General features: G+C 40.2%; 15 protein-coding genes and 1 pseudogene. 15 read left to right on the forward strand and 1 reads right to left on the reverse strand.

Features of this window, described 5'->3' with window-relative positions; translation table 11 throughout:
- The first annotated feature begins 1 nt into the window (after position 1).
- From NQ536_RS05045 to NQ536_RS05090, 10 genes and pseudogenes are all read left to right on the forward strand, one after another.
- Positions 2–958 (forward strand): glycosyltransferase family 2 protein, encoded by a 957-nt coding sequence (locus NQ536_RS05045; RefSeq protein ID WP_004848942.1) that lies wholly within the window; start codon positions 2–4, stop codon positions 956–958.
- Positions 959–978: 20 nt separating this feature from the next.
- The gene (locus tag NQ536_RS05050) at positions 979–1,914 is read left to right on the forward strand and encodes a glycosyltransferase family 2 protein (RefSeq protein ID WP_022058449.1); all 936 of its coding nucleotides are present in this window, start codon (positions 979–981) and stop codon (positions 1,912–1,914) included.
- Positions 1,915–1,949: 35 nt separating this feature from the next.
- Entirely contained in the window at positions 1,950–2,954 is a 1,005-nt protein-coding gene (locus NQ536_RS05055) for a glycosyltransferase family 2 protein (protein ID WP_004848946.1), read from the forward strand.
- A 4-nt stretch (positions 2,955–2,958) separates the two neighbouring features.
- Complete coding sequence (locus NQ536_RS05060) at positions 2,959–4,404, forward strand: lipopolysaccharide biosynthesis protein (RefSeq protein ID WP_004848947.1); 1,446 nt, start codon at positions 2,959–2,961, stop codon at positions 4,402–4,404.
- Positions 4,405–4,454: 50 nt separating this feature from the next.
- A complete protein-coding gene (locus tag NQ536_RS05065; protein WP_227135229.1) occupies positions 4,455–5,165 on the forward strand; it encodes a WbqC family protein in 711 nt (236 codons plus the stop codon).
- Positions 5,166–5,184: 19 nt separating this feature from the next.
- Entirely contained in the window at positions 5,185–6,288 is a 1,104-nt protein-coding gene (locus NQ536_RS05070) for an FkbM family methyltransferase (RefSeq protein WP_049937560.1), read from the forward strand.
- On the forward strand, positions 6,288–7,475 hold the full coding sequence (locus NQ536_RS05075; protein ID WP_004848952.1) for an ATP-grasp domain-containing protein: 1,188 nt from the start codon (positions 6,288–6,290) through the stop codon (positions 7,473–7,475). Before NQ536_RS05070 ends, NQ536_RS05075 begins: the two co-directional genes overlap by 1 nt.
- Positions 7,476–7,490: 15 nt before the next feature.
- Complete coding sequence (locus NQ536_RS05080) at positions 7,491–8,672, forward strand: Gfo/Idh/MocA family protein (RefSeq protein WP_004848953.1); 1,182 nt, start codon at positions 7,491–7,493, stop codon at positions 8,670–8,672.
- A 21-nt stretch (positions 8,673–8,693) separates the two neighbouring features.
- The gene (locus tag NQ536_RS05085) at positions 8,694–9,803 is read left to right on the forward strand and encodes a DegT/DnrJ/EryC1/StrS family aminotransferase (protein ID WP_119203318.1); all 1,110 of its coding nucleotides are present in this window, start codon (positions 8,694–8,696) and stop codon (positions 9,801–9,803) included.
- Positions 9,804–10,078: 275 nt separating this feature from the next.
- Positions 10,079–10,643 (forward strand): annotated as a pseudogene (locus NQ536_RS05090) (AAA family ATPase); the annotation flags it as partial.
- A 110-nt stretch (positions 10,644–10,753) separates the two neighbouring features.
- Here NQ536_RS05090 and NQ536_RS05095 read toward each other — a convergent pair.
- On the reverse strand, positions 10,754–11,851 hold the full coding sequence (locus tag NQ536_RS05095; protein WP_004848960.1) for a LysR family transcriptional regulator: 1,098 nt from the start codon (positions 11,849–11,851) through the stop codon (positions 10,754–10,756).
- A 118-nt stretch (positions 11,852–11,969) separates the two neighbouring features.
- Between NQ536_RS05095 and leuC the strand changes: the two genes are divergently transcribed.
- From leuC to ilvB, 5 genes are all read left to right on the forward strand, one after another.
- A complete protein-coding gene (gene leuC / locus NQ536_RS05100) occupies positions 11,970–13,235 on the forward strand; it encodes a 3-isopropylmalate dehydratase large subunit (RefSeq protein ID WP_044997688.1) in 1,266 nt (421 codons plus the stop codon).
- A gap of 104 nt (positions 13,236–13,339) precedes the next feature.
- A complete protein-coding gene (leuD, locus tag NQ536_RS05105; RefSeq protein WP_004848964.1) occupies positions 13,340–13,828 on the forward strand; it encodes a 3-isopropylmalate dehydratase small subunit in 489 nt (162 codons plus the stop codon).
- Between the two features lie 23 nt (positions 13,829–13,851).
- Entirely contained in the window at positions 13,852–14,934 is a 1,083-nt protein-coding gene (gene leuB, locus NQ536_RS05110) for a 3-isopropylmalate dehydrogenase (RefSeq protein WP_004848966.1), read from the forward strand.
- 226 nt (positions 14,935–15,160) lie between these two features.
- Positions 15,161–16,831, forward strand: a complete 1,671-nt coding sequence (gene ilvD, locus NQ536_RS05115; protein WP_044997690.1) for a dihydroxy-acid dehydratase — start codon at positions 15,161–15,163, stop codon at positions 16,829–16,831.
- 109 nt (positions 16,832–16,940) lie between these two features.
- Complete coding sequence (ilvB, locus tag NQ536_RS05120) at positions 16,941–18,614, forward strand: biosynthetic-type acetolactate synthase large subunit (protein WP_044997691.1); 1,674 nt, start codon at positions 16,941–16,943, stop codon at positions 18,612–18,614.
- Positions 18,615–18,821: the final 207 nt, after the last annotated feature.

Consider the following 18,821-nt stretch of genomic DNA (forward strand, 5'->3'; position numbering starts at 1 on the left):
TATGTGTAATTCAAAGGTTACAATAATAATTCCGGTATATAATGGAGCTGATACTATATCAAGGACAATAGATAGTCTTATAGCGCAGACATATGATGACTGGATTGCATTGGTGATAAATGATGGATCTACCGACGGAACGAATGATATCCTGATGCAGTATAAGAACAGATATCCGTCAAAGATAAAAGTGGTTTGCCAGAAGAATATAGGACAGGCAGAGACTAGAAATCATGCTGTGAAAATGGCGACCGGAAAATATGTGATGTTTGTTGATGCGGATGACTATTTGGACCCCGACTATGTGGGAACATATGTGAAAGAAGCTGAAAAGGGTGACTATGACTGCGTCATAGGAGGCTTCAGGCGGGAAGATAATAAAGGAAATATTATAAAAAAATTTGTGCCATCAAGTAGGTGGCTTATGTATTCACATATGGTGCCGTGGGCCAGAATATTTAAGAGACAATTTTTACTGGATAACGATATTGAGTTTTTGAATATCTCGATAGGAGAGGATTCATATTTTAATTTTAAGGTGTTATGTGCTACCGATAATATAAAGTGCATAGATAATATGGGGTATGTCTGGTATGTAAATAATGGCAGCATAAGTTTCAGCAGGCATAAGGGATTTTCTGTAACTGATGAGATAGTTACTTTATTAAATAGTCTGGCTGAGACATTGGATATGAACGACGTGCTGGTTCAGGCATGGCTTGTAAGGTATGTAGTCTGGTACTTACTTTTTTCTGGAAAGAATACCGATAGAAGTGATTTTATCTGTACAGATGATAAGTTATTTGCATGGTTGAAATTGCATAATGTGAGACTTAAGTTCCCAGTGAAAGGCGTTACGGATGGAGAGACGTTAAAAATAAGGTTTTGTGTCCGGGCATATTTGGTGATAAGAAGGCTGGGATTATTAAAAATATTTGCAAAACTATATTGCAGATAGTTAATGCTAGGAGAGAACAATTGATCGAAAGTGTAAAAGTGAGCATTATAGTTCCTGTTTATAATGTGGAAAATGAGCTTGATAGATGTGTTGCCAGTCTGATAAATCAAACGTATCAAAATATTGAGATACTGCTAGTAGATGATGGAAGTCCGGGTGCATGTCCAAAAATGTGTGATGAATATGCCAAAAAAGACAAGAGGATTATTGTGATACATAAGCCGAATGGGGGATTGTCATCGGCAAGAAATACTGGATTAAAAAGAGCTTCAGGTAAATATGTTTTATTTGTTGATTCGGATGATTATATAGAAACTGATTCATGTGAAAAGTTTTTGACATTTGTGAAAGATGATGTTGATCTGGTGGTTGGAGCAGGCAGGATGATAAAAGGAAAAGATGAGATCCTGCTGAGACACAGTAATATACGTGAAAGGGAAAAGTACAGTGCTAGGGATTTTACTATCAAATCAATAAAGCATTCAGAATGGAATTCATATGCATGTTTAAGTCTATATGACAGAGAATTTCTTATTAAAAATGACCTTTTTTTTAGAGAAGGTATAATATTTGAGGATATGCAGATTTTGCCAGAGATATATTTGAAGGCTGGTAATATAGTGTATATGGATTATGCATTTTATAATTATGTAGTAAGAGATGGTTCTATAATGACATCTGGAAATGTCGAAAATAAAAGACGGACATGTGTAGAAATCTTAGAAGAGTGGTACATTACGATGAGTAATGTCATGGATAGAAGATACAGGAGATACCTGTATGGAGCTCTGGTGAACTTTTATTTATGGTCTTGCAGAAGTATTGGTTTTTGCAAATGGAACATAAAAAATGTAAACTTTGTTTTTTCTATCAGGTATGCCGTAGGCATAAAGGAAAAATTGAAGGTGATAATGTTTCAGTTCCTGCCGAAATTATATCTGAAATTCAAAGTATAATAACAATTGATATACGAATATTTTACACATGAAAGATGGATAATCAGATGAAAGAAAGTACTAACGATGAAAAAATTGGTGTAAGTGTCATATGCAACACATATAATCATGAAAAATATATTGCAAAGACGCTTAACAGCATATTAGAACAAAGAACTGAATTTGTAATAGAGGTATTAGTGCATGATGATGCCTCAACTGATAAAACTGCTGATATTATACGGGATTTTCAATACAGATTCCCTGATATAATCAAACCTGTTTATCAGAAAAAAAATCAGTATTCCATGGGAGTGGATATAATACAGAGGTATCAGTTTCCAAGAGTTAAAGGAAAATATTTTGCATTTTGTGAGGGAGATGATTATTGGAATGATCCATATAAATTGCAAAAACAATATGATGAATTGGAATTACACGTTGACATAGATATATGTGCACATGCATCGTATGTTTTAAACAGCAGTAAAAAAATCCGTATGAATGATATTGTTCCTGCAGCGAAAAATACCATATTTTCTATGTCTGAAGTAATCAGAGGTGGTGGAGGTTTTGTTGCAACAAATTCGCTGCTTATGAGGGCAAGTCTGTTGGATGAGCAGCCTGACTTTTTTAAAAAATGTAGTCTGGATTATTCTATTCAGATGTATGGGGCGTTAAAAGGTGGGATGTTGTATCTTTCAGATAAAATGTCTACATACAGATATATGATTGCAGGGTCATGGTCGGACAGAACAGAAAAGGATACGGTTTATAAAGAGAAGCAGCTAAACATAGTTATGAGTCTTTTGCGAGGCGTGGATGAATATACAGAGCATCAATATAGCCAAGATATAAGTATGGTGATGAGCAAGGAAAGATATAATTTTTTGATGGAGACGGGATCTTATAGAATGGCAAGACATGAACAAAAACAGTATTTTAAAACAGTTTGTTCAGCTAAGGATAAAATATATAATTATTGTATGGATTATTGCCCCTGGTTTGTAATATTAGTACAGCGTATATCTAAAAAGAGTTTCAGAGAGTACGGTAAATAGATAGATGAAAAATAAAAGCGAAAATAATAGTACGATTGCAAATTTTATATGGCGTTTTACAGAGCGGACAGCTGCGCAGCTAGTTACATTTGTAGTGTCGATAATACTGGCTAGAATTTTATCACCGGAATATTACGGAACAATAGCTCTTGTCACGGTATTTACAACTATATTACAGGTGTTTGTAGACAGCGGGCTGGGCACCGCGCTGATCCAGAAAAAGGATGCTGATGATCTGGATTTTTCATCGGTGTTTTTTTTTAATATGTTTATGTGTGTAGTTCTGTATATAGTCATGTATATTGCATCGCCATACATCGCAGCTTTTTATAATGATAAAGGACTTACACCAATCATAAGATTTATAAGTTTAACGATAATAATATCTGGCGTGAAGGGAATACAGCAGGCTTATGTATCACGCAATATGTTATTTAAGCGTTTTTTCTTTTCAACTATAGGAGGAACCGTTGCATCAGCTATAATAGGTATTTTCCTTGCGTATAAAGGATATGGAGTATGGGCGTTGGCAATTCAGCAGGTATCCAATACAGCCATTGATACATTAATTCTTTGGCTGACTGTAAGGTGGAAACCTAAATTTATGTTTTCTTGGCAGAGATTAAAAAGTTTGTTGAAATTCGGATGGAAACTGTTGGTGTCTGCGTTGCTTGATACGGTTTATAACAACTTGAGGAATTTGATGATAGGTAAGATATACACGTCATCAGATTTGGCATTTTTTGATCAGGGGGATAAGTTGCCTAAGGTAATAGCAACCAACATTAATATATCTATAGATAGTGTGTTACTGCCTACATTGTCTAAAGTTCAGGACAAAGTGGAAGAGGTTCGGTTATTAACACGTCGAGCAATTAGAATAAGTGTATATATAGTGGCACCATTAATGATTGGTTTTGCATGTTGTGCAGAATCGTTGGTTAGTCTTGTACTGACTGATAAATGGTTGCCATGTGTACCTTTTGTTAGAATATTATGCGTGTCATATATGCTTTGGCCGATACACACAGCGAATTTGAATGCTATTAAGGCTATGGGACGAAGTGATATTTTTTTAAAAATGGAAGTAATAAAAAAAGTTGTAGGAATAGCGCTTCTAGTGTCAACTATCGGATTTAGTGTTAAAGCGATGGCTTATGGAGTATTATTGGAGTGTGTAATAGCACAAATAGTTAATTCTATACCAAATAAAAGTCTTTTAAATTATGGTTATATTGATCAGTTGAAAGATGTACTACCAACATTAGCTTTATCAGGTGTGATGGGGATAGTTGTATACTATATAGGAATACTGCCCCTACCTCAATTATTAGGGGTAGTAGTTCAAATTCTGACAGGAATGATAATTTATATTGTTGGTTCATATTTATTAAGATTTGATGAGTTTAGATACATAATGAGTAAGTATAAATTGTTGGTGAAAAAATAATTGGCATTTTTAAAATATGATTAGTTATTGGTTATGGGAGAAAGATGAAGATGGAAAGAAAAGTAGGGATAATGCAACCATACTTTATGCCATATATAGGATATTGGCAATTGATGAATGTAGTGGATACATATGTAATTTATGATGATGTTAATTATATAAAAAGAGGGTGGATAAACAGAAACAGAATACTGATAGATGGTGAACCGAGGTATTTCAATATTCCAATTCAGGGGGTCAGTCAAAATAAGTTAATAAAGGATGTGGATTGTTGTCTGTCTGATGAACTTATAGAAAAAAGGTTGAGGACTATTGAACTTGCATATAGACGAGCTAAATATTTTGAGGATATTTTTCCAATGATTGATAGAATTATAAATTGTGGAGATATAGCAATTGTAGATTTGATAGAAAAATCATTTTTGGAGATTACTAAATATCTTGATATTACAACAGAAATAATAAGGTCTTCATCACTTGATAAAGATAATTCTCTGAAAGGACAAAATAAGATATTAAATATTTGTAAAGTGCTTGGGGCAAATGAATATTATAATGCAGTTGGAGGTCAAACATTATATGATGGGAGAGAATTTTTAAAGCGTGGAGTGAAACTGTGCTTTGTGAAAACCAAAGAGATAAAATATAAACAATTTGATGGGAAATTCCAACCAAATTTATCAATAATAGATATTTTGATGTTTAATTCAAAAAATGATGTAAAAAAAATGTTAGATGAATTCGAATTAATTAATGGATAATAATTATGGGGATAGAAAAATGAATATAAAAGAGACTAGTAATATCTTCTTTAAAGAAATAGAATGCGCACGTTTACAGGGTAAAAACATATATATTCTTGGGGCTGGTTCAGGCGCTGGAATATTAGTAAACGGACTAAAGAAACTAGGTGCGTTTGCGTATATTACTGGGTTTGTTATTGATAATTGTCCTGATGATGGTGAAATATATAAATTCGGCAAACCCGTTATGGATACAAGCAAATTGAATGATGAAACAGACAAGCCTTTGGTGATATTATCGATTCGTGGATATAGTGAAATAAAAAAAAGAAAAATAGAGAAATATGCAAATGTGATAGATGAGGATATTATGTCTCTGTGGACGCTGGATGGGAAAGAATTATTTACACGTGAGTATTATGATAATAATAAGGCAGCATTTATAGAAACATATAATCTTCTGAGTGATGAAAAGTCGAGGGACTGTTTAGAGGCGTATATAAATTCTAAGATAAGTGGGAAATATGATTATTTGGCTAAAATATGGGAAGAAAATCAGTATTTTGCAGAGAATCTTATCGATATAGGAGGCGTCACTTCGTGGATAGATTGTGGGGCATATGATGGTGACAGCTATATTTCATTTGCAGAAAATTATAAAGAAATTACAGGAAACGACTTTTCTGGAAAAGTTACATTATATGAACCAGATAAAAATAATTATGACCGAATGGTCGAAAATATGAGCAAATATAAAACGGTTAGTTCAAAATGTATAAACAAGGGGATTTGGAAGAAAAAGACTACACTGATGTTTTATACTGGTGATACGACTTCAAGTTGTTTTGATGACGGTGGAAGTGTGGCTGTTGATGTTGATAGTATTGATGATCTGCACAGGTATGAAAGAGTAGATTTTATTAAGATGGATATTGAAGGAAGTGAACTTATGGCGTTACAGGGAGGAAAGACGGTTATAGAAAATAATCATCCTGCGCTTGCAGTATGTGTTTATCATAAAAGAGAAGATTTGATAACAATTCCACAATATATTCATAAGCTTAATTCTAATTATAAATTATACCTTAGAGCTTATGAGCGGTGGAGTCAGGAACTTGTATTATATGCAGTTGAAGGATAGTGAGTGAAAAGATGAAAAAAGTGTTAATGCTAACGGCAAAAGAAACTGAAATTCCCTTTATTTTACAGGCGAAGATGTTGGGATATTATGTTATTACAACGGGAAACGCTCCGGAACAGGTAGGACATAAATATGGGGATCAATATATACCATTTGATTATTCTGACTTTGAAGGAATAGCTCAGATGGCGAAAGATATACACGTAGATGCAGTTATGAGCGGTTGCTCGGATAACTGTGTTCTGACAGCCGCATATATATGTGATCATCTGGGACTGAAGGGACATGATTCATTTGAGACGACAGAGATTATTCATAGAAAGGATAAGTTTAAAAAGTTTGCGTTGGAGAATAGGGTAAAGACACCTTTGGCCAGGTGGTTTGATTCAAAAGAAACTGCATATAAATATTCGGATAATGGATTCCCGGTTATTATAAAACCCAGCGATATGGCAGGAGGAAAAGGGGTAAGCGTGGCACATGATATAGACGAGATGATAGCTGGTGTAGATCGTGCATTTGAAGTATCCAGGGACAAAAAAATCGTGATAGAGCCGTATATAGAAGGATCACTTCACTCACTGCATGTTTTTATTGTTGATGAGAAGGTCAGGTCATATGGTACGGCAAATGATTATTCATATAAAAACAAATATATGACAAGTTATGGCATATTCCCTGCAGATAATTGGGAGACTGCAACAGAAGCTTTAATACCGGAGATAAATAGAATAGCAAAGATACTTCATTTGGTAGACGGACAGATGGATATACAGTATATTATGGGGGCAGATGGACCGTGGATTGTAGAGATGATGAGAAGATTTCCGGGAAATCATACGACATCAGTAATAGCTAATTCAATTGGCATAGATTGGAGAGAATGGATATGCCGTGCTGAGTTAGGCGAATCTGTGAAAGGAATGCCATGTGCTGTACACCCTCAGAAATATTATGGATATTATGCGCTTATGGCAGATCATAATGGTTGCTATGATGGCATGGATATAGATCCTCTGATAAGAAAGTATGTAATACAGATTGATGAGTGGCATTCGAAGGGGTATGAAATAGAAGATTATATGTATGACAAAATGGCACTTATTCAATTTTATTTTGATACTGAAAGTGAAAGACAGTTTTATTTGCCGCAAATTTGCAATCTGATAAAAGTTAAATATAGTTAATATGGAGGATAAGGGATGAATGAAAAAGGGGAAATATGTATTGGAATGGTAGGAACAGGAAGAGCAACAGAGTTACATATGAATGCTCTTCAGCGGTACACGGAGGTTCCATTGTGTTACAAGTGCATTGTTGGAAGACGACAGGAAAGATTAGATTTATACAAAAAACGGTATGGATTTTTGAATACCAGTCTTGAGCTGGACGACTTACTGTATGATCCAGAGATAGATGTTATAGATATATGTACGCCGCCATATGTTCATGATGATATGATCACAGCGGTATTAAAATCTGGAAAACATGTTATATGTGAAAAGCCTTTAAGCGGTTATTTTGGTAAAGCAGGCGATAAAGAACCAATAGGCGACAATGTATCTAAAGCACATATGTATGAAGAATTGTTAAAGTCGTTAGATAGACTCCGTGATCTGGTCAATAAATCTGGTAAGAAGTTTATGTATGCAGAGAACTTTGTATATGCGCCGGCTATAGTTAAAGCTGCTGAGATAATAAGAAAGAAGAAATCTAAAATACTATTTGCAAAAGGTGAGGAATCATTAAAGGGATCAAGTTCTCCTGTTGCAGGAGAATGGTCTAAAACGGGTGGTGGAACATTTATACGAACAGGCGCACATCCACTTTCGGCAATATTATGGTTGAAAAAAGTGGAGGCAGAAACATATGGAAAAGATATTTGCGTAAAAACAGTTTTTGCAGACATGGGGCGTATTACACCGCAGCTTACTGAATATGAACACAGACATATAGCGGCAACTCCTATTGATGTTGAGGATTGTGCAACAGTTATTATTACGTTTAGTGATAACACGAGGGCTGTTATTATGGCTAATGATATGCTTTTAGGTGGTTCTAAGAATTATGTAGAATTGTATTGTAATGATGCGGTTATAAACTGTAAGATGACTATGTCAGATATGATGGAAACATATTTCCTTGATGAAGATAGACTGGATGATGTATATATTTCGGAGATGCTGCCATCAAAGACAGGTTGGAATAAGCCTTTTTTGGAGGACGAGATTATAAGGGGATATACTGATGAGATGAGAGACTTTATAGAGTCGATATATTATGATAGGGAACCTAAATCCTCATTTGATCTGGCTTATGATACAGCAAAGATCATATATGCGGCGTATAAATCGGCAGAACTTGGAGTTGCAGTAAAACCATAAATGCGAAAGAAAAGAGAAAATATGAATAAGAAAATATTAGTCACCCGTTCATCCATGCCGGGCATGGATGAATATGTGCAGGAGATACGATCACTGTGGGATACACATTGGATTACAAATATGGGACAAAAACATATTGAGTTGCAAAATGCATTGAAAAAGTATCTGAACGTTGACAACGTTGAACTCCTTGTAAACGGACACATGGCACTTGAGATGACACTTCAAGCTATGAATCTACAGGGGGAGGTGATAACGACTCCTTTTACATTTGCATCTACAACCCATGCGATAGTCAGAAATGGCCTTGAGCCGGTTTTCTGCGATATAGACCCTGTTACATATACGATGGATGCCACCAAGATAGAAGATCTTATAACTGACAGGACATGTGCGATAATGCCAGTTCATGTATATGGCAATATATGTGATATAGATGGGATACATAGAATTGCGCACAAATATGAACTGAAAGTGATATATGATGCTGCCCATGCGTTCGGTGAGACATATAAAGGTGAGAGTGTTGGCAGTTTTGGTGATGCCTCATGCTTTAGTTTTCATGCGACGAAGGTGTTCAATACCATAGAGGGTGGGGCAGTGTGTTACCGTGACAAAGAGCTCGGTGCAAGACTATATGAACTTAAAAATTTCGGTATACACGGTCCTGAGGACGTGGATGCTGTTGGTGCAAATGCAAAGATGAACGAATTCTGCGCAGCTATGGGAATATGTAATCTGAGGCACATTGATTCGGAGATTGGCAAGAGAAAAGTTGTTTATGACAGATATATGGAAAGACTTGCGGGAGTTAATGGCTTACAGTTAAACAGCAGACAGCCGGATGTGACATATAACTATTCTTATTTTCCGGTTCTGTTTGATGAGAGAACATTTGGAGCGAGCAGAAATGAAGTGTTTGACAGACTTGCGAATGATGGCATATGTGCGAGAAAGTATTTCTATCCGCTTACAAATACATTTGCATGTTTTCATAATAAATATGATGTGGATGATACCCCTGTTGCAAGGAGTGTTGCAAACAGAGTTTTGACACTGCCGCTCTATGCAGATCTGAGTTTAGACGATGTTGATAGAATATGCGATGTTATATTAGATTGTAAGGCGTAAACGTAAAATGGATAAATTAGTTGTATTAATTCTCTGCTACAATGAAGAAAGAACAAGAAAAAACAATATCGAAGGTGGTAACTGATTTCAAGGAGACTTTGCAATCACGGCGGTTGTCATTTGACAGGGCAGATGATAGAATTGAAACAAAGTTTTTGGGACATTTGACATGACGTTCAAAGAAATTGATAGGAAAGTATGGGAAAGTTCGTGAGAGATGACTTCCTCATGGACGGAGAGTGTGAACATATTTAATAAAATGGAGGCGAGGATTAATGAGGAGTGGTATAGGAATAAAGCCAATAAATCCTGGAGTACAGGATTTTATAAAACTCCGGGAAGAGGACAGCTTCCTCATTGACAAAACGGAATTCATCAGGGAGTAGTGGGAAAGCCGTGATGACGTGACCTTGATCACCATACCGAGACGTTTTGGGAAGACCTTGAATGCCTGATCAGTATGCTGCAGACTCGTTAAAGATCCTGAGTCTGTTTATTTACAGATATTATGGAAAGAAGATCATAATACTTCTCGATGAATATGACACACCCACGCAGGAGGCGTATCTTAATGGATACTGGGAGGAGTTTACTGGATTTGTCAGACAGTTTTTTAACAGTACATTTAAGACAAATCCATACATGTATAGAGCTGTTATGACAGGCATAACAAGGATAAGCAAGGAGAGTATATTTTCTGATCTTAACAATATTTCGGTGATCACGACTACATCAGAAGAGTATGCGGACTGCATTGGATTTACAGAGCTGGAGGTATTCAGTGCACTTGATTTGGCAGGTCTTTCAGACATGAAGGGAAAGGTAAAAGCCTGGTATGATGCCGAACTGATGTCAGAAAACATAACGACAACGCAGATATATCATTATGGATTTGCATTTGATGGCAAGAACGTGCTTATCAAATGCAAGAGTATGTAATTGATAATTGATCACACCCCCACCCACTCCATAAACTTCCTCATAGCCGTGCTCTGATTTCTAACTCCCGAGTAAGCGAATCCAACAGTTCTGCTTGGAATAGGAGAGTCAAGCGGAAGCTCGGTGATGTCGCCTGAGTCCAGCTGTTCCTGGGCGAATTCGCGGACCACGCTGGCAACGCCCATACCGATGGCGGCGAAGTCGATGAGAAGATCCATGTTGTTGATCTCCAGGACCTGGCTGCAGCTTATGCCCTGGGAGCGTAGATATTCGTCCACATGGGTACGGGTTACATTGGCCTCCTCGAGAACCATGAGATTGGAATTCTCAAGGATGTCAACGGTTGATATATTTGAGATATCGGTGTTAATTGAATCAGAAATTGTATCAGAAGCAGAGATGCCGGACGAATGTCTGGTGTCTCTGCTTTTTTTATCATGATTCGGAACTGGTGCATCCTCGCCTGTGACAGAGGTTAGACCTGAGCTTAGCAGAGGGATGAAGTTGCCTTTGATATTGTTTGGAAGATCATCAGCAAAACTATAGTGAGCCTTTTCATTTGCACGCTCGTAGAAATTGTCCAGATATTCGGGACTGGCCACAAATACGTCGTGGATCTCCCTGACAGGAGAGTAGACTATCCCCTTTGGAAGTTCGGTGTTGCAGATGAGACCTATATCGATATCCTCGTTTCGGAGCAGCTTGATGGTGTTGATCGTTGAGTGGCAGTCGATGCTGAACTTGATATTTGGATTTTCTCTTATGAAGTCCTTCAGGTAGTCCAAGAGTATGTGCTTGCACAGTGATGTGCTCACACCGATCCTTATGTGTCCGATCCCAAGTTCTTTGTAGTTCTTCAGATTTTCCTCGCCCATGTTCAGTGAATCGAAAGCCCTCTCCACATACTCGTAGAGCACCTGTCCCTCCTCCGTCAGTACCACGCCCCTTGAGCTTCTGGAAAAGAGGGCAGTGCCAAGCTCTGCTTCAAGCTTGGATATTGATTTGCTGATCGCTGGTTGGCTGATGTAGAGCTGGCTTGCAGCCTTGCTGATATTTCCGGTCTTTGCTACTGTATGAAATATGACGTAATTGTTCAGATTACTTATCATGACATTCCTCCAAGTTATAATAATTATTCTTTTTATATATTGTAATTATATCTGGATGAGTGATATTATCAAGAGTAAGAATTTGTATTTAGAAACAAATGATAGGAGGACTATACATATGGGTATGACCATGACTCAGAAGATTTTAGCTGCTCATGCAGGACTGCCAGCAGTTGAAGCAGGACAGCTTATCGAGGCAGATTTGGATTTAGTATTAGGAAACGATGTAACAACACCGGTTGCAATTCACGAGATGGAGAAGTTCAACAAGAAGGAAGTATTTGACAAGAAGAAGATAGCACTTGTCATGGATCACTTCACACCAAACAAGGATATCAAGAGCGCAGAGCACTGTAAGTGTGTAAGACAGTTCTCGGCGGCAAATGAGATTGAGAATTATTTTGACGTCGGAGCAATGGGTATCGAGCATGCGCTCCTTCCAGAGAAAGGACTTATCGTAGCAGGAGAGACATGTATCGGTGCAGACTCACATACATGTACATACGGAGCACTCGGAGCATTCTCAACAGGTGTCGGAAGTACAGATATGGCAGCAGGAATGGTGACAGGCGAGGCTTGGTTCAAGGTTCCATCAGCCATCAAGTTCAACATCGTTGGAGAGAAGGCAAAGTGGATCAGCGGTAAGGATGTCATCCTTCACATCATCGGTATGATCGGCGTCGACGGAGCACTTTACAAGTCTATGGAGTTCGTTGGCGAGGGTATCAAGAACCTTACTATGGATGACAGATTTACAATTGCAAACATGGCCATCGAGGCTGGTGCCAAGAACGGTATCTTCCCTGTAGATGAGCTTACAGAGGAGTACATGAAGGAGCACAGCACAAAGTCATATACAAAGTATGAGGCAGACGAGGACGCTGTATATGATGCAGAGTATACCATCGACCTGTCACAGCTTAAGCCGACAGTTGCTTTCCCACATCTCCCAGAGAACACAAAGACTATCGATGAGGTTGGCGATATCAAGATCGATCAGGTAGTCATCGGTTCATGTACAAATGGACGTATCTCAGATATGAGAATAGCAGCCGATATCATCAAGGGAAGAAAGGTTGCCGACGGTGTCAGAGTCATCGTCATTCCTGGAACACAGGATATCTACCTTCAGTGTATTGAGGAAGGTCTTATGACTATATTTGTCAAGGCTGGAGCAGTGGTTTCAACTCCTACATGCGGACCATGTCTCGGAGGACATATGGGTGTCATGGCAGCAGGAGAGAGAGCTGTATCAACAACAAACCGTAACTTCGTAGGACGTATGGGTCACGTTGACTCAGAGGTATATCTTGCCAGCCCGGCTGTAGCAGCTGCATCAGCGATCACAGGTAAGATCAGCAGCCCTGACGAACTTGGTTTGTAATAAAAAACATAGAATATGAAGAAGTTTGCTAAGCATGCTAAAGCACCCAAAAGGTCAGGCTTGCATGATTTAGCAAATTTCTATAGAGATAAAGGAGATAGACTATGAAAGCACATGGAACAGTACACAAATATGGTGACAACGTAGATACAGATGTAATCATCCCTGCAAGATATCTGAATTCATCAGACCCTGCAGAGCTTGCAAAGAGCTGTATGGAAGATATAGATAAGGATTTCGTTAAGCGCGTAAAACCGGGCGACATCATTGTGGCAAGAAAGAACTTCGGCTGTGGATCTTCAAGAGAGCACGCACCTATAGCCATCAAGGCTTCAGGAATAAGCTGTGTCATCGCAGAGACATTTGCCAGAATCTTCTATAGGAATGCCATCAATATCGGACTTCCTATCATCGAGTGCCCTGAGGCAGCTGAGGCTATCCAGGCAGGCGACGATGTGGAGATCGATTTTGACAGCGGTATGATCTATGACAGAACCCAGGGAACAGAGTTCAAAGGACAGGCATTCCCTCCGTTCATGCAGGAGATCATCAAGAGTGAGGGACTCATCAACTACATAAATAGCAAGAATTAATAATCGAAAGAAGGAATAAGAAAATGCAGTGTAATTTAGCCGTAATAAAAGGCGACGGTATCGGCCCTGAGGTAGTCACAGAGGCTATGAAGGTCCTTAATACAGTCGGAGAGAAGTTCGGACATACATTTGACTATGAGCAGATTCTCATGGGTGGATGTTCAATAGATGCAACTGGTGTGCCGCTCACAGACGAGGCAGTGGCAGTTGCAAAGTCAAAGGATGCTGTTCTTCTCGGTTCGATAGGAGGAAATACATCCACATCACCATGGTATAAGCTCCCTCCAAATCTCCGCCCGGAGGCAGGACTGTTAAAGATCAGAAAAGAGCTTGGCCTCTTCGCAAACCTTCGTCCTGCAAATCTTTATGATGAGCTGAAGGAGGCTTGCCCACTCAAGGCTGAGATCGCAGAGCGCGGATTTGACATGATGATGATGAGAGAGCTCACCGGTGGTCTCTACTTTGGCGAGAGACACACAGAGGAGGTTGACGGAGTCATGACGGCCGTTGATACCCTCACATACAATGAGAACGAGATCAGAAGAATTGCAATTAAGGCATTTGACATAGCTATGAAGAGAAGAAAGAAAGTCACATCCGTTGACAAGGCAAATGTTCTTGATTCTTCGAGACTTTGGAGAAAGGTCGTTGAGGAAGTGGCAAAGGATTACCCTGAGGTTGAGCTTGAGCACATGCTCGTAGACAACTGTGCAATGCAGCTTGTAAAGGATCCGGCACAGTTCGACGTGGTCCTCACAGAGAATATGTTCGGAGATATCCTCTCAGACGAGGCGTCCATGATCTCGGGGTCTATCGGAATGCTTTCATCGGCATCACTTAACGAGACAAAGTTTGGTATGTACGAGCCATCAGGCGGATCAGCACCTGACATAGCAGGACAGAACAAGGCAAATCCAATAGCAACCATCCTGTCAGCAGCCATGATGCTCAGATACACATTTGACCTTGACAAGGAGGCAGATGCGGTGGAGAACGCTGTAAAGCAGGTGCTCAAGGACGGTTACAGAACCATAGATATCCACTCAGAGGGAACACAGCTCGTAAGCTGTTCCGAGATGGGTGATCTTATCTGCGAGAGAATCTAACGACCAACAAGATATACCACAAGCGGACATACGAGAGAGAGCACTCCGCGGTGGTATATTGAAGATGATGTATATATAAAATGTAGGAAATTATAAATAAATTTGACATTCACAGCGAGTGGTTCAATGATATACAGAAAAGCGGAGTGTGTTTCAGATATATCACAAGCGGACATTTGAGTCCGCCGGTACTAGAATCCACTCGCGTGATGGGAAAGGAAAAAAGATGAAGAGTGATAATGTTAGGGTTGGAATGCAGCAGGCGCCACACAGATCTCTGTTCAACGCACTGGGCATGACAAAGGAAGAGATGGAGAGACCTTTAGTAGGTATCGTATGTTCATACAATGAGATAGTTCCAGGTCACATGAACCTGGATAAGATAGCACAGGCAGTAAAGATGGGAGTTGCCATGGCAGGTGGTACACCTGTTATGTTCCCAGCAATCGCTGTATGTGACGGTATAGCAATGGGACATATCGGAATGAAGTATTCACTGGTTACAAGAGATCTGATCGCAGACTCGACAGAGGCTATGGCTATAGCTCATCAGTTTGACGCACTGGTTATGATCCCTAACTGTGACAAGAACGTTCCCGGACTTCTCATGGCTGCAGCCAGAGTAAATGTTCCAACAGTATTTGTATCTGGCGGTCCTATGCTCGCCGGACACGTAAAGGGAAATAAGACAAGTCTTTCAAGTATGTTTGAGGCTGTTGGCTCATATGCAGCCGGAACTATGACAGAGGAAGATGTATACGAGTATGAGTGCAAGACATGTCCTACATGCGGATCATGTTCAGGTATGTACACAGCAAACTCAATGAACTGTCTTACAGAGGCTCTTGGAATGGGACTTCCAGGAAACGGAACTATTCCAGCCGTTTATTCAGAGAGACTTAAGCTTGCAAAGCATGCAGGTATGGCGGTCATGGATATGTACAGAAAGGGCATCAAGCCTAGAGATATCATCACAAAGGAGTCCATCATCAACGCTCTTACAGTTGATATGGCACTTGGATGTTCAACCAACTCCATGCTCCACCTTCCAGCCATCGCACATGAAATCGGCTTCGACTTCGATATCTCATTTGCAAATGAGATCAGCGCGAAGACACCAAATCTGTGCCACCTTGCTCCAGCAGGTCACACATACATGGAGGATCTCAATGAGGCCGGCGGTGTGTATGCGGTTATCAAGCAGCTTGCTGATGCGGGTCTCATCAACAAGGACTGCATGACAGTTACAGGTAAGACAATAGGAGAGGCTGTTGCAGGCAGTGTTAATAAGAATCCAGAGGTCATCAGACCTATGGACAATCCATATTCAGTTACAGGTGGTCTGGCTGTACTCAAGGGTAACCTTGCACCGGACGGCTCTGTAGTAAAGCGTTCAGCAGTTGTGCCTGAGATGCTGGCTCACAAGGGGCCTGCAAGGGTATTTGACTGTGAGGAGGACGCGATCGCAGCTATCAAGGGTGGTAAGATCGTAGAGGGTGACGTAGTAGTCATCAGATACGAGGGACCAAAGGGAGGCCCTGGTATGAGAGAGATGCTCAATCCTACATCAGCAATAGCAGGTATGGGACTTGGCTCATCAGTAGCTCTTATCACAGACGGAAGATTCTCAGGAGCAAGCCGTGGAGCATCCATCGGACATGTATCACCTGAGGCTGCTGTGGGCGGACCTATCGCACTTGTTGAGGAAGGCGATATGATCGAGATCGATATCAACAACCTCAGCATCAAGCTTGATGTGTCAGACGAGGAGCTTGCAAAGAGAAAGGCTGCATGGACACCAAGAGAGCCAAAGGTTACAACGGGCTATCTTGCAAGATACGCAGCAATGGTTACATCAGGTAACAGAGGTGCTGTGCTTGAGGTGCCAAAGAACTAGATGATGATTGTGAAATTCAATTATGTAGACTAAAACATCTCAGAAGTTCATGATCTACATGTTTCACAATTATTTCTACGATATGAGAGAAAAGAAGGAGAAGATAATAATGTCAAAGATATCAGGTTCTGAAATTGTTATAGAGTGCCTTAAAGAACAGGGCGTTGACACCGTGTTCGGTTATCCGGGAGGAACTATCCTCAACGTATATGATGCCCTCTACAAGCACCAGGATGAGATCAACCATGTGCTCACATCACATGAGCAGGGCGCTGCCCATGCAGCAGATGGATATGCCAGAGCTACAGGCAAGGTTGGAGTGTGTATGGCCACATCAGGTCCGGGTGCCACTAATCTCGTAACAGGTATAGCCACAGCATACATGGATTCAATTCCTGTTGTAGCTATCACAGCAAATGTAGGTGTGAACATGCTCGGTAAGGACAGCTTTCAGGAGATAGACATTGCAGGTGTTGTTATGCCGATCACCAAGCACAGCTTTATTGTAAAGCACATAGATGATCTTGCGCCAACTATCAGACGTGCATTCAAGATCGCAAAGAGCGGCAGACCAGGACCTGTACTTGTGGATATAACAAAGGATGTAACTGCAGCGGAGACAGAGTATACACCTGAGACACCAGAGGTTATTGAGAGAAAGACAGACACCATCCGCGAGGAGGATGTGAACAAGGTCATTGAGATGATCAAGGTTTCAAGAAGACCATTTATCATGGCAGGTGGCGGATGCATTATCTCTGGCGCGTCAGCAGAACTTGCAGAATTTGCAGATAAGGTGGATGCACCTGTGTGCGATACGCTTATGGGTAAGGGTGCATTTGACGGAAGAAGTGAGAGATACACAGGCATGATCGGTATGCACGGAACCAAGGTGTCCAACCTCGGTTTGTCAAGGGCAGATCTCGTGATCGTTGTGGGAGCCAGATTCTCAGACCGAGTTATCGGAAATGCATCCAAGTTTGCGCCAAATGCGAAGATCATACATATAGATATAGATGCAGCCGAGATAGATAAGAACATCCCTACAAATGCCAGCATAGTCGGCGATGCAAAGGAAGTTCTGGAGATACTCAACGGCAAGCTTGCAACACAGTCGAACAAGACGTGGATGTCTGAGATCGAAGACCTCAAGAAGCAGAACCCAGATGTGTACAGCTTTGACACATTGAACGGTCCTGCAGCGATTAAGAAGATATATGAGCTGACAAATGGCGATGCAATCATCACGACGGATGTTGGACAGCATCAGATGTGGGCTGCCCAAAACTATACCTTCAAGGAGCCAAGAACATTCCTGTCATCAGGTGGCCTTGGAACCATGGGTTACGGTGTTGGTGCTGCGATCGGAGCAAAGTACGGCAGACCTGATAAGGTTGTCATCAACATAGCCGGTGATGGATGTTTCAGAATGAACCTGAACGAGATAGCAACAGCAGCAAGATACAACGTTCCTATCATTCAGGTAGTCTTGAACAATCATGTGCTCGGAATGGTAAGACAGTGGCAGACACTGTTCTATGACCACAGATATTCCAACACGGTGCTTGACGATTCAGTAGATTTCGTCAAAGTCGCAGAGGGACTTGGTGCAATGGGAATCAGAGCCAACACTCTTGATGAGTTTGAGGCAGCGATGAAGACAGCACTTACAGCAGGCAGACCGGTAGTAATAGATGTAACAATAGCAGGAGATGACAAGGTATGGCCAATGGTAGCACCTGGTGCAGCCATCGACACCTGTTTCTCAGAAGACGATATGTAATATATACGCCGACACAAGATGAAAAGACACCATATTTGTGTGGATACATACATAAATATGGTGCCTTTATATATAATCCCCACTTGCCGACAGGCGAAAAGAGTGCTATAGTACAGGGATATAAGCGATAATAAAGTTAAATTACTTGATAATATAAGATTTTAGTAAGAATAACTTGTTAATCGCAAGCGGGATATACCAAAAGAA

Origin of the sequence: Coprococcus eutactus (assembly GCF_025149915.1) — a bacterium.
GTDB lineage: Bacteria > Bacillota > Clostridia > Lachnospirales > Lachnospiraceae > Coprococcus > Coprococcus eutactus.